Source organism: Hymenobacter montanus, from assembly GCF_014699115.1.
Classification (GTDB): Bacteria; Bacteroidota; Bacteroidia; order Cytophagales; family Hymenobacteraceae; genus Hymenobacter; species Hymenobacter montanus.
Window position 1 is genome coordinate 84,301 of record NZ_JACXAD010000019.1, and the last position, 12,780, is coordinate 97,080.

The following is a 12,780-nucleotide window of genomic DNA, read 5'->3' on the forward strand; positions in this document are numbered from 1 at the left end:
TGTACCTACTTGCCGCCCCTGCGGCCAGCCGCTGCCGCGGTCGTATTTCCCTATTCCGTGAAGATTCTCATTGTTGAAGACGAAGCCCCGTTGCGGACCACCTTGCTGGATTTTCTCCGGCACGGCGGCTACATCTGCGAAATCGCGGAGAACTACGAGCAGGCCCATGAGAAAATCAAGCTCTACCAGTACGACTGTGTGCTGGTGGACCTGACCCTGCCCGACGGCTCGGGGCTTGATTTGGTGCGCACCCTCAAAGCCGACCACAGCCTGGCCGGCGTGCTCATCATCTCGGCCCGCGGCTCGCTCGACGACAAGGTGCAGGGTTTGGAGCTGGGCGCCGACGACTACCTGCAAAAGCCCTTTCACCTGGCCGAGCTCAACGCTCGGCTACGGTCCATCATCCGGCGGCGCCAGTTTCAGGGGCAGCGCCATATTATGTTCCGGGACCTGACCATCTTTCCCGACCAGACCCTGGTGCTGGTGAAGGACCAGCCCCTGACGCTCACGCGTCGCGAGTACGACCTGCTGCTCTTTTTGCTGGCCAACCCCAACCGCGTGCTCACCAAGGAAGCCATCGCCGAGCACATCTGGGGCGACGACGCCGACATGGCCGACTCGTTCGACTTTATTTACACCCACTTTAAAAACCTGCGCAAAAAGCTGCAGGAGCACGGCGCCGACAATTACATCCGCACCGTCTACGGACTGGGCTACAAGCTCGAAACGGCGTGAAGCTCCTCGCCCGCACCAACCGCTACTACCTGGGCTTGAGCGCCCTGCTCTTCGTGCTGGGCACCGGCGTGCTGTACACCGGCCTGCAGCATGCCTTGGCCCACGAGGTGGACGAGCAGCTGCAGCAGCAGCGCACCTACCTCACCGAACGCATCCGGGTCACGGGGGCCTTGCCCACCATCACCATGCCGCAGGAGCTCACCATTGACGGCCCTACCCGGTCCGAAAGCCTGCGGGACACCGTCATTTTTGACCCCGTGGAGCACGAGGCGGTTCCCTTCCGCGTCATCTCGTTTCCGGTAACGGTGCAGGGGCAGCGCCATTGGCTGACGCTGCGCAAATCGCTGCTCGAAACCGAGGACATCCTCAAGGTTATCCTGACGGTCATGCTCGCCGTGATGGCGCTGCTCTTTGGCAGCCTGCTGCTGCTCAACCAGTGGCTCTCGCGCTGGCTGTGGGCCCCGTTTCGGCACACGCTCAAGGCCCTGCGCGGCTACCAGCTGCAGCAACCGCAGTCGCTGGTACTGCCCGCTACGCCCATCGACGAGTTCAGCGAGCTGAATCAGGCCGTCGCCCAGCTCACCCAGCGCGTGGCCGCTGACTACCGCGCCCTTAAAGAATTCACCGAAAATGCGGCCCACGAAACCCAGACGCCGCTGGCCATTATGCAGGCCCAACTGGAGCAGCTGGTGCAGGACCCCGAGCTGCCCGAACGGGCGGTGGGGGCGGTGCAGCACGTGTACCGGGCCGCGCTGCGCCTCTCGCGCCTGCACCAGGCCCTCACCCTGCTCAGCAAGATTGAGAACCGGCAGTTTACGGACGGCGTGCCCGTGCAGCTGGACGCGGTGGTGCAGGAGAAGCTGCGCCAGCTTCACGACTTCATGGAAGCCAAGGAGTTGCGACTGGAAGTAGGAACACTGGCGCCGGTGTCGGCGGTGATGCATCCCGGATTGGCCGAGTCATTAATCGGCAACCTGTTGCAAAACGCGGTGAAGCACAACCTGCCCGGCGGCCTGCTCCGGGTGCACCTTCGGGCGGCTGCTCTGGAAATTACCAACACCGGCCCCGAGCTGCGCACCGACCCCATGCTGCTGCTGGGCCGCTTCCGCAAGCACAACGCCGCCTCCGAATCGCCCGGCCTGGGCCTGTCCATCGCCGAGCAAATCTGCACCTACTACGGCTTTCGGTTGAGCTACTCGTTTATACCGGCAGGGGCGCTGCACACGCTGCGGGTGACGTTTTAGCCCGGTGGCGTCAGATTCTCCCCAGAATTGCCACGTACACTGCCACTCGCAGGACCGGGCAGTGGTCCGGCGCAGCAGAAACATGAGGCAGCAAATGATTGGTCCGGGAGGCGGAATGCGCGGGGTGCTGGCCCTGGTGTGGGCGCTGACGCTGCTGGCTGGACCGGCCGTGCGGGCCCAAACCCGCTGGCCCGCTGATACCCAGGCCGCTGGCGCCGTGCCGCCAACCCGTCCGTTGCGACCGGACTCGCTGCGGGTGTTTACGCCCGGTCGTCTGTATCGCCTCACCGGTAGCCCGGCTTTTCGGCGCACCGTGGTTCCTGCCACGCTGCTCACCCTGGCCGTGCTGGGTACTGAAAAGGTCGACGTCTTCGAAACCGACGAAGCCCTGCGCCGGGAAGTCACCGCGCGGGTGCACCTGCAAACCAGCCTGGATGACCAGCTGCGGCACGTGCCCGCGCTGGCCAGCCTTGGCCTGAGCCTGGTGGGCGTCAAAGGCCGCCATAACACCTTGAACCAGGCGTTGCTCTTCGGGCTTGCCTACACCATCAACAACACCCTTACCAGCAACTTAAAGCAGCTCACCCACGTCGAGCGGCCACAGGGCAACAGCTTCGATTCTTTTCCGAGCCAGCACACCAGCGCGGCCTTTTCGGCGGCCCGCCTGCTCGACAAGGAGTACGGCGGGCGCAGCGGCTGGTACCGCGTGGGCGGCTACACGGTGGCCACGGCCACCGGCGCGTTGCGCATCGCCAAAGACAACCACTGGCTGTCCGACGTGCTGGCAGGCGCGGGCGTGGGCCTGCTTTCCACGGAGCTGGCTTATTGGGTGTACCCGTGGCTGCACCGCCAGTTGGTGAAGGGCCTCGGCGACCGGGCCGTGGTGCTGCCCCTGTACCTGGACGGCAGCGTGGGCGTCACGGCCGTGGTCCTGCTGTAATAGCGTTGCCCGACCTGGAAAAGTGGCTATTTCCCCGGCGTCCATCCGAAATGTTCGGGTCCAGATTAGCTCCAGAATCGGCCGGTAGGTTTGCCGTGCACTTTCACTTTACACCTCATTCGCCCATGAAAACCGTGTTGATGTTCGCCGTAGCCGCCCTGCTGGCCGGTTCCGCCCACGCCCAGAAAGTGGCCGCGGCCCAGGTGCCCGCCGCCGCGAAAGCCACGTTCCAAGCCAAATTCCCGGCGGTGAAAACCGTGGCCTGGGAAAAAGAAGGGACCGACTACGAAGCCGGTTTCAAGCAGAACGGCAAAACCATGTCGGCCGTGATAACGCCCGCCGGGGTGCTGCAGGAAACCGAAACCGACATGAAAGTTGCCGAGTTGCCCGCCGCCGTGCGCGCTACCCTGGCTCGCGACTACAAAGCCTACCAGGTGAAGGAAGCCGCCACCATCGCCAAAGCCGACGGCCGCACCGTGTACGAAGCCGAAGTGAGCAAAGGCGGCAAGGAGCAGGACGTGCTGTTCACGGCCGACGGCAAGGTTGTCACCCAGTAAAATCTACCCATTTCCCCCGTGCCCTGCCGGCCCCCGTGCCTGGCGGGGCATTTTATGCCCAGCCGGTAAGTCGGCGGTTTTGCCTTGTTAATTAGAAGAATGTTGCGTAAAAGGATGATGCCCCGGCTGGGGCTTTTGCTGGGATTGTGGTGGGGAATGTGGCTGGCCGCGCACGCGCAGGCCCAGCCGGGCTCGGTGCGGGGCACCTTGCTGGAAGTGGGCACCGGCAATCCCGTGTCGTTTGCCAGCGTGGTGCTGCTGCGCGCCGCCGATTCCACCTTCGTGGCCGGCACCCAGGCCAGCGAGGTGGGCGCCTTCGAGCTGGCGCCGCTGCCCTTGGGCCAGTACGTGCTGCGGGCCACGGCGGTGGGCTACCGCACCGGCCGGCGCGTCATCAGCCTCACGGCCGGCGGCGCCGTGCTGGCGCTGGGCACGCTAAGGCTGCGCACGGCGGCCACGCAGCTCACTGACGTGGTGGTGACCGCCGAGCGGGCCGTGGTAACCGGCGGCCTCGACAAAAAGGTCGTCGACGTGAGCAAGGACCTGACTGTGAGCGGCGGCACGGCCATCGACGTGCTGCAGAACGTGCCCTCCGTCACCGTCGACCAAACCGGGGCCGTGAGCATCCGCGGCTCCAGCGGGGTCACCATTTTCATCGACGGCAAACCCACGGGCACCACGCTCGACCAGATTCCGGCCAGCAGCATCCAGAGCGTGGAGGTGGTAACTAACCCCTCGGCGCGCTACGATGCCAGCGGGGCAAGCGGCATCCTCAACATCGTCCTCAAGAAAGAGCAGCGCGACGGCCTCAACGGGCAGGCCACGGCCCTGGTGGGCACCGGCGACAAGTACAACGCGGCCCTGAGCCTGAACTACCGCAAAGGCAACCTCAACTGGTTCGGCTCTTATGACTTTCGCCGCGACCACCGCCGCATCAACGGCACGCTGGACCAGACCACCCGCGCCGGCGCCGACAACCTGGTGCTGCACCAGGACCGCAGCGGCACCAACCTGCAGACTTCGCACGCCGCCCGTTTGGGCTTCGACTACGCCCTGACGCCCGAGCAAACCCTCACGCTGGCCGTGCAGCCGCGTTTCAACCCGCTGGCCAACGACGAAACCCTGGACTCGCGCCAGGTAAACGCCGCCCTGGGCAACCAAGTGGTGCCGGCTGGCACCAGCCGCCGCACCAACGCCAGCACCGGCACCTTCCGCTCAGCCGACGTGACGGCCGACTACCGCCGCGTGTGGGAGCAGCACAAGGGCCGCGAGCTGACCGCCAGCGCCATCTACACGCCCCTGCTGGCCGACAACGACGTGGTCTCTAGCATCCTGTACGCCGACAACCGGCTGATGCAACAGCAGCAGCGCACCACCACCCGCACGCAGCAGGGCACGGCCCAAGTTGACTACGTGCACCCGCTGGGCGAGAAAAGCCGCTTCGAAGTGGGGGCGCGCAGCAGCCTGCGGCAGTACGACATCGACTACCACTTCAGCAGCGTACCCACGTTGGGTTTCGACCCCTCGAATCGCTTCATCTACAACCAGTACGTGCAGGCCGCCTACGGCATCTACGCCGGGTCCAAAGGAAACTTCAGCTACCAGGCGGGCCTACGCGCCGAGCAAACCAACCTCGACGGCAACCAGGTGGCCACCAGTGAAAAGTTCACACAGCAGTACCTGGCCTGGTTCCCGAGCGCGGTGCTGGCCTACGAGCTGCCCCACGAGCAGCGCGTGCAGGCCAGCTACTCCAAGCGCATCCAGCGGCCCGACGCGGGCGAGCTCAACCCCTTCACCGACCGCTCCGACCAGCTGAACCTGGTGACCGGCAACCCGCAGTTACTGCCCGAGTACGTGCATTCGGTGGAACTGGGCCACGAAATCAGCTTCGCCAGCGGCCGCAGCCTGAACACGACGGCCTTCTACCGCGTCGAAACCAACACGGCCCAGGGCTTCCGCCGGGTCATTACCGACCCGCTGACGGGCAACCTCGTCACGAGCACCACCCGCCAGAACCTGGGTACCGAAACCACCTACGGCTTGGAGCTGGTGGGCGCCAGCCCGCTCACCACTTGGTGGAAGGCCAACGCCACGGCTTCCACGTTTCGCCGGCTCATTGTGGGCGCCTCGCTCGACGGCACGCCCATCAACACGGCCAGCCAGGTCTTTACCACGCGGCTCAACAACGTGTTCACGCTCGGCAAGCGCCTGGATGCGCAGGTGGCCCTCAACTACCGCTCGCCCATCAATTCGGCCCAGGGCACGCGCAGCGGCAACTTCAACGTGGACTTCGCCACCAAGTACAACGTGCTCGGCGACCGGGGTACCCTCACGCTACGGGTGGCCGATATTTTCAACACCCTGCACTTCGATTTCACGGCCTACGGCACCGATTTGGCTACGGCCAGCCATTTCAAGCGCGAGTCGCGCATTGCTTTCCTGGGCTTCACTTACCGCTTCGGCCAAAACCGCAACGCCAAACCGGACAAGAAGCAGCGGGAGGACGAGGGCGGCGGCTTCGAATAAGCAAGCGCATGGGCTTACTACTCGTATTTGCGGCGGCGCTGCTTGCCTTTGCGCTGAGCACCGTGAGCGGCGGGGGCGCCGGCCTGTTGCTGCTGCCCGTTCTGGCGCGGGTGCTGCCGGCTTCCGTTGTGCCTGCCGCGCTGACGGTGGGCACGGCCACCAGCACGGCGTCGAAGCTCGGCTTGTTCTGGCGGCACATCAACTGGTCCATTTCGCGGCGCTTTGTGCCGGGCGCGGTGCCGGGCGTGCTGCTCGGGGCGTATCTGCTGAAGTACCTCAACCCGTTGTACCTGGAGGTAGTCATCGGGCTGTTTTTGCTGTCGAACCTGACCATGCTCTGGCGAAAGGACGCCGCCGTGGCCGAGCCGGCAGTGGCAGCAAGCGGCCTGAAGCTGGGGGTGCTGGGCTTCTTGGCCGGCTTCCTCTCGGACCTGACCGGGGCGGTGGGGTTGCTGTTCAACAAGTTTTACTTTCGCCATGGCCTGAGCCGGGACGCGGTAATTGCCACCCGGGCAGCTAATGAACTGTTGCTGCACTTCATCAAGCTGGCCCTCTACCTGTGGCTGGGACTGCTCACCACCGCTGCCTGGCAGGCAGGGGCAAGTGTGGCGGTAGGCGCGGTACTGGCCACGGCCGGCACCAAGCGCCTCGTTCGCTACCTGCCCGAGCAGGCGTTCCGGCGCATTGGGTACGCGGCGATGGTGCTGAGCGGCGCGTTCATGCTCTCCTCGGCGGGCGCGGAACTGCGCGAAACCCAAAACCTGCGCGCCAGCGCGGCCCTGCTGGGCGATGATTTGGAAATCACCGGGTGGTGGCACAGTGGCAGCCTTACCCTGGAACTGGAACTGGACGAGAGTCCCGCCATCGAGCAGCCCGTGGCCCTGGCCGACTTGCCCCCGGATGTGCAAGCGGCCATTGCCCGGCTCCGGCATGGCCGGCCCGTTCTCAAAATTGAGGAAGTGTGGAAGCTGCACACCCATTACTACGAATTGTACCTCAACGACGGCGGCCGGGTGCGCGCGCTGAACGTACCCCACTAACGCCGTTACTCTACGCCATGCTTACCCGCATTTCGCAACTTATTGCCTTGCTACTGGCCCGCAAGCGCCGCCTGCTATGGCTGCTGCTCTTGGGTGTGGTGCTGCCTTGGGGCATTTTCTTAAAAGCTAGTTCCGAAATCGAGGAGGGCGAAGGCTTTTACGGCGACCTTCAACTCCTCCGCTGGGCCCACGTGCACGCCACGCCCGCGTTCGACTCTTTTTTTCTGTTTTGCTCCGCCATCGGCGGGCCCGTGCCGATGACGGTAGCGGCCGTCCTGTTCACCGGTGTGTTGGTGTGGCGCCAGCAGCCCCGCTACGCGTGGTTTTTTGGGCTGGCCGTGGGCGGGGCTGCCGCCCTGAACCTGCTGGCCAAGGCCATCCTGGGCCGGCCCCGGCCGGCGTTCTGGTTGTCGCTGGCCCCGGAAACGTCGTTCAGCTTCCCCAGTGGGCACGCCATGGGCTCGGCCGCGGTGGTGCTGGCACTGGGCCTGCTGCTGGCCCGGGGGCGCTGGCGGGTGTGGCTGCCCGGGGCCCTGTTTGTGCTGGCCGTGGGCTTTTCGCGCGTGTACCTGGGCGTGCACTACCCCAGCGACGTGCTCTCGGGCTGGATAGCCTCGCTGGGTTGGGTCACGGGCGTGTACATGTTGTTGCCGCCCAGCCGGCTCAACCCCTAAACCAGGAAATTATTGCCCCATAGTTTCTCTGTCCAACTGTCCTTGCTACATGAGGTAGTAGCTCCGGCAAAGGCTTAAGCTGCAAGTCATGTTTACGCCCTTCCGTATGCCATAGATGTGACGGACTGCTACACTCGTTTGTGCAGTAAGTCCCGTGAAAAAACCTGCCCAATCCATCCCACACACGTCACACCAAGTAAGAATCGATAGGTTGCCGGCTCTTTGGCTTTACTTGCCAGTGGTATTTGCGTAAGCAGACCGACACAATAACCCTATGGCCCAGACACTCGACGCTGACTCCCCATCCAAGACCAGTAGCCACGCCCATACCGCCATTTCCACGGCTGGCCTGCTCATTGCCTTGGGCATCATCTACGGCGACATCGGCACCTCGCCGCTGTACGTGATGTCGGCCATTCTCAAAAGCGCCCGGGTACCGGGCCTGATTGAGCCGGCACTGATTCTGGGTGCCATTTCGTGCGTCATCTGGACCCTGACGCTACAGACGACGATTAAGTACGTCATCGTCACGCTCAATGCCGACAACAACGGCGAAGGCGGCATTTTCTCGCTCTACGCCCTGGTGCGGCGGCGCGGAGCCTGGCTTTCGGCCATTGCCATTGTAGGCGGGGCGGCCCTGCTCGCCGACGGCGTGATTACACCGCCTATTTCCGTGTCGTCGGCCATCGAAGGCCTGCGGGCGGTGTACCCCGACATTCCCACCGTTCCCATTGTCATCGGCATCATTGCGGGCCTGTTCCTGCTGCAGAGCTTCGGCACCCAGATTGTGGGCAAGGCCTTCGGCCCCATCATGTTCCTGTGGTTTACCATGCTGGCGGTGCTAGGCGGGAGCTGGATTGTGCAGAACCCCACCATTCTGCGGGCTTTCAACCCCTATTACGCCTACGAGCTGCTGGTCAAATACCCCGGCGGCTTTTGGCTGCTGGGCTCGGTGTTTCTCTGCACCACCGGGGCCGAAGCCCTCTACTCCGACCTGGGCCACTGCGGCAAGGGCAACATCCGCATCAGCTGGGTGTTTGTCAAAACCACGCTGGTGCTCAACTACCTGGGCCAGGGCGCTTGGCTGCTGGCGCACCAGGGCCAGAACCTGGACGGCCGTAACCCCTTCTATGCCCTCATGCCCGAATGGTTCCTGCTCATCGGCATTGGCGTGGCCACCATCGCGGCCATCATTGCCTCGCAGGCCCTGATTACGGGCTCGTTCACGCTCGTAGCCGAAGCCATCCGGCTGAACATGTGGCCCAAGGTGAAGCTCAACTACCCTACCGACGTGAAGGGCCAGCTCTACGTGCCCAGCATGAACCGGCTGCTGCTGCTGGGCTGCATCGGGGTGGTGCTCTACTTCCGCGAATCCAGCAACATGGAAGCAGCTTACGGGCTGGCCATTACCATCACCATGCTCATGACCACGGTGCTGCTGACCATGTGGTTGCGGTTGAAACGGGTAAATCCGGTACTAATTGGCCTTTTTGTGGCGGTGTATGTGAGCATTGAAGGCTCCTTCCTGGTGGCCAACCTCATTAAGTTTCCGCACGGCGGCTGGGTGTCGCTGGTCATCGGGTCCTCGCTCATGGCCGTGATGTACGTGTGGCTGCGGGCCCACTTCATCAAGCGCCGCCTGACGGACATGGTCAAGCTGGAACCCTACGCCGAACAGCTCATTGCCCTGAGCAACGACGAGAGCGTGCCCAAGTACTCGACCCACCTTGTGTTTCTAAGCGGGGCCGAACGGGCCTCGGAAATCGAGCAGAAAATCATCTACTCCATCTTTCAGAAGCGCCCCAAGCGGGCCGACATCTACTGGTTTGTGCACGTGAACACGACCGACGAGCCCTACACGATGGAGTACAAAGTGACGGAAATTGCGCCCAACGACGTGCTGCGCATCACCTTCCGCCTGGGCTTCCGCGTCGAGCAGCGCATCAACCTGTATTTCCGCAAAGTCATCGAGGAGCTCGTGCTCAACAAGGAAGTGGACATCACCTCCCGCTACGAGTCGCTGAGCAAGCAGCACGTGACCGGCGACTTCCGCTTCGTGGTGCTGGAAAAATTCCTCTCCGTGGAAAATGACCTGCCCTGGGTTGAGAGGATGGTCATGCAGGCCTACTTCTACATCAAGCAGTTCATTGCCTCCGAAGTCCAGTACTTTGGCCTCGATACCAGTTCGGTAAAAGTGGAGAAGGTACCCCTGATTATTTCCGCCCCGCAGGATATTTCCCTCAATCGCATCTACTAGCCGGCGTGCTCGTTTGTCTCCATGCCGCTTATTTACCTGCCTATCCATGCCCCACGGCACGATTTTACTTATTGACGACGAGGCCATGCTGCGCCAGGCCGTGGCCCGCACCCTGGAGCTGGAAGGCTACACCGTGGTGCAGGCCCCCGACGCCCACCGCGGGCTGCAGGCCCTGCGCGAGCAGGCCGACAGCATCGGCGTGGTGCTGAGCGACGTGAAGCTGCCCGACGGCCGCGGCCTCGACTTGCTGCCCCGCTATAAGGCCCTGGCCCCGCTGGCTGAAGTCATCCTGATGACGGCCTACGGCACGATTCCCGACAGCGTGCGCGCCATGAAGGAAGGGGCATTCGACTACCTGACCAAGGGCGACTCCGACGATCAGTTGCTGGTGGTCGTGGAGCGGGCCATGGACCGGTTCCGCCTGCAGCAGCGCGTGGCCCAGCTGGAGCGCAAAGTCGACACCCAGTACAGCTTCGAGAGCATGGTGGGCCACTCCCCGGCCCTGGAAAAAGCCAAGGCCACGGCCCGGCAGGTGGCCCCCACTGATGCCACCGTGCTACTCGAAGGGCCCACCGGCGCCGGCAAGGAGCTCTTTGCCCAGGCCATTCACTACGGCAGCGAGCGGCGCCGCAAGCCCTTCGTGGCCGTCAACTGCTCGGCTTTTCCGCGCGAGCTGATGGAATCCGAGCTGTTTGGCTACAAGAAAGGCGCTTTCACCGGCGCGCAGGCCGACAAGAAAGGGCTGTTCGAGGAAGCCCACGGCGGCACGCTCTTTCTCGACGAAATCGGGGAGTTGGAGCCCGGCGTGCAGGCCAAACTGCTGCGGGTGCTCGAAGCCCAGGAGTTTACCAAAGTCGGCGACACCCGGCCCACCCGGGCCAACGTGCGCATCATTGCCGCCACCAACCGCAACCTGCGCCAGGAAGCCGACCAGGGCCACTTCCGGGCCGACTTGTACTACCGCCTCTCGGTGGTGGTGGTGCCCGTGCCCGCCCTGAGCGCCCGTCGGGCCGACGTGGCGCCGCTCACCGCGCATTTCCTCCAGCACTTCGCCGTCAAGCTGCGCCAGCGCCCGCTGACCGTCACGCCCGACGCCCTGCGCATTCTGGAGCACTACCCCTGGCCGGGCAACGTGCGCGAGCTGAAGAACGTGCTCGAGCGCGCCTCCATCCTCACGCCGGTTGACCAACCGCTGACCGTGGAAGGACTGCCACATGAGCTGCAGCTCTTTGCCCTGGTGGGCTCGCCGGCCTCCTCGGCACAGGACGAGCGCAGCCTGCGCAGCGCCGAAAAGCAGCACATCCAGCGCATCCTGCTCGAATGCGGAGGCAACAAGACGGAAGCGGCCCGGGTGCTGGGCATTGCCATTACCACGCTCTACCGCAAAATCCAGGAGTACGGGCTGTAACCGACTGCTGCCCCACGGCGCCTTTGGCTTACCGGGCAATACCGTTCGGCGGCAGGTCGCCGTTGAATTGCCCGTTGGCTTCCCACAGGGCAAACGCCGCCAGGCTCAGCCGGGCGGCCATGAACCCCCACATATCGTAGCCGCGCCACTCCAGGCAGTAGCGCAGGAAAGCCGGCTCGGCCTGCGCAGCCACGAAACCCTGCCGGCGCACCGCGGCCTGCCGATTAATCGGCAACGTGGCTACCCAATCGAGAAAGTCGGTTTGCGTGAGCCCCAGCGCCGGGGCCTGGGCGTAGTAGGCCTTGGCGGCGCGGGTAATTTCGGTGAGCAGGTCGGGTATGGCAGCAAACAGGAGGCCCGTGAATCCGGGGCTCTGCGGCCTCGTCAACTTTGGGCCCAGGCCGGAAAATGCCGGAAACGCGGCCCTGCGGCCGCATCTACCAATAGCGGACCGTAGCGTTTCACTAACTACCCCTAGCAAAACGCTACGGTGCCGCATACGCCAAAACCCTTGGGCAGGGGAGAGGGGCAAGTGCAACCCATTGCAGTTAAAGCAATTATCCCGCACGCGACCCCAGACCGGCCAGCGTGGTGCCGGCCTTGTACCCCGGTAAGCAGGCCAACTGACTGGCTTGTCTTACCCCTACGCCTATGAGCCCACTTGAAACGGCCGCCCTGCTGACGAGTGAATTTCCCGAGCTGAAGCAGGCCCCGCACGCGCCGAAGATGAGCGGCAGCCTTTACCGCCAGCTCGACTGCTTTGCCGACTTCACCCGCCGCGCCGCGGACGCCGGCCGCCTCGACGTGCTGCAGCACTGCTTTGCCGTGGCCGACCGCCTGCTGCACCACGCCGACCACTGCCTGCGGACCGCCATCGAAACCGGGTACCTGCACGGCCTGCACCTCGACGGCAGCACCCGCGGCAACCAGTTGGCCCGCCAGCTCATGCCCGCTGCGCTGTACCAGTCCTTCGCCCGGCCCCACACCACTATGCTTCCCTAGCCAGTTGGCCGTAGCGCTTCGCTACGGTGCCCTAGCAAAACGCTACGGCCGGATACGGGGCAATGAGTACGCCTATGTCCCCGTGCAAATTATTTATCGTTGACCTACTGCTAGTTACAACAAAAACAGCCGACTGCTTGCCAAACCGGGCCTGGGCTTGCTGCCTGCCAGCCCATCCACCAAATGCTACTAGCCCCGGTCCCTATGTCCTCCTTTCTGATGATTCCCTTGCTCACGGCCGCCGGCCTGGCCGGCTTCTGGCTCTTCTACAAATCGGTCGACTTTTTCGACCACATCTAGCCCCGCCCTGCCATGATGATTGCGCTTTTTATCCTCTCGCTGGCCGTGTTCGGCTACCTGGTCTACGTGCTGCTCAGGCCCGAGCGCTTCTAAGGGC

At 63.9% G+C, this 12,780-nt stretch carries 12 protein-coding genes; 11 read left to right on the forward strand and 1 reads right to left on the reverse strand.

From position 1 onward, the window contains the following. The first annotated feature begins 57 nt into the window (after window positions 1-57). From IC235_RS16170 to IC235_RS16210, 9 genes are all read left to right on the forward strand, one after another. Window positions 58-735 (forward strand): response regulator transcription factor, encoded by a 678-nt coding sequence (locus IC235_RS16170; protein ID WP_191006234.1) that lies wholly within the window; start codon window positions 58-60, stop codon window positions 733-735. After that, window positions 732-1,979: a sensor histidine kinase gene (locus IC235_RS16175; protein WP_191006235.1), complete on the forward strand. Its 1,248-nt coding sequence runs from the start codon at window positions 732-734 to the stop codon at window positions 1,977-1,979. The genes IC235_RS16170 and IC235_RS16175 overlap by 4 nt, the downstream gene beginning before the upstream one ends. A gap of 94 nt (window positions 1,980-2,073) precedes the next feature. Next, complete coding sequence (locus IC235_RS16180; RefSeq protein ID WP_191006236.1) at window positions 2,074-2,919, forward strand: phosphatase PAP2 family protein; 846 nt, start codon at window positions 2,074-2,076, stop codon at window positions 2,917-2,919. Between the two features lie 125 nt (window positions 2,920-3,044). After that, on the forward strand, window positions 3,045-3,476 hold the full coding sequence (locus IC235_RS16185) for a PepSY-like domain-containing protein (RefSeq protein ID WP_191006237.1): 432 nt from the start codon (window positions 3,045-3,047) through the stop codon (window positions 3,474-3,476). Between the two features lie 99 nt (window positions 3,477-3,575). Next, window positions 3,576-6,002, forward strand: coding sequence for a TonB-dependent receptor domain-containing protein (locus IC235_RS16190; protein ID WP_191006238.1), 2,427 nt, complete (start codon window positions 3,576-3,578; stop codon window positions 6,000-6,002). Window positions 6,003-6,010: 8 nt separating this feature from the next. Continuing rightward, window positions 6,011-7,042 carry a sulfite exporter TauE/SafE family protein gene (locus IC235_RS16195; protein WP_191006239.1) on the forward strand — a complete coding sequence of 344 codons (1,032 nt, stop codon included), beginning with the start codon at window positions 6,011-6,013 and terminating at the stop codon, window positions 7,040-7,042. Window positions 7,043-7,059: 17 nt separating this feature from the next. Beyond that, complete coding sequence (locus tag IC235_RS16200; protein ID WP_191006240.1) at window positions 7,060-7,716, forward strand: phosphatase PAP2 family protein; 657 nt, start codon at window positions 7,060-7,062, stop codon at window positions 7,714-7,716. Window positions 7,717-7,990: 274 nt separating this feature from the next. Next, window positions 7,991-9,973, forward strand: a complete 1,983-nt coding sequence (locus IC235_RS16205) for a KUP/HAK/KT family potassium transporter (RefSeq protein WP_191006241.1) — start codon at window positions 7,991-7,993, stop codon at window positions 9,971-9,973. A gap of 46 nt (window positions 9,974-10,019) precedes the next feature. Continuing rightward, a complete protein-coding gene (locus IC235_RS16210; RefSeq protein WP_191006242.1) occupies window positions 10,020-11,381 on the forward strand; it encodes a sigma-54-dependent transcriptional regulator in 1,362 nt (453 codons plus the stop codon). Window positions 11,382-11,409: 28 nt separating this feature from the next. Here the strand turns inward: IC235_RS16210 and IC235_RS16215 are convergent, their stop codons facing one another. Next, window positions 11,410-11,769, reverse strand: a complete 360-nt coding sequence (locus tag IC235_RS16215) for a hypothetical protein (protein WP_191006243.1) — start codon at window positions 11,767-11,769, stop codon at window positions 11,410-11,412. A gap of 263 nt (window positions 11,770-12,032) precedes the next feature. Here IC235_RS16215 and IC235_RS16220 point away from each other — a divergent pair, with 263 nt between their 5' ends. Together IC235_RS16220 and kdpF are read left to right on the forward strand one after the other, a co-directional pair. Then, window positions 12,033-12,383: a DUF7674 family protein gene (locus IC235_RS16220; protein ID WP_191006244.1), complete on the forward strand. Its 351-nt coding sequence runs from the start codon at window positions 12,033-12,035 to the stop codon at window positions 12,381-12,383. A gap of 315 nt (window positions 12,384-12,698) precedes the next feature. After that, window positions 12,699-12,776 (forward strand): K(+)-transporting ATPase subunit F, encoded by a 78-nt coding sequence (gene kdpF, locus IC235_RS22875; protein WP_223847360.1) that lies wholly within the window; start codon window positions 12,699-12,701, stop codon window positions 12,774-12,776. Window positions 12,777-12,780 lie beyond the last annotated feature (4 nt).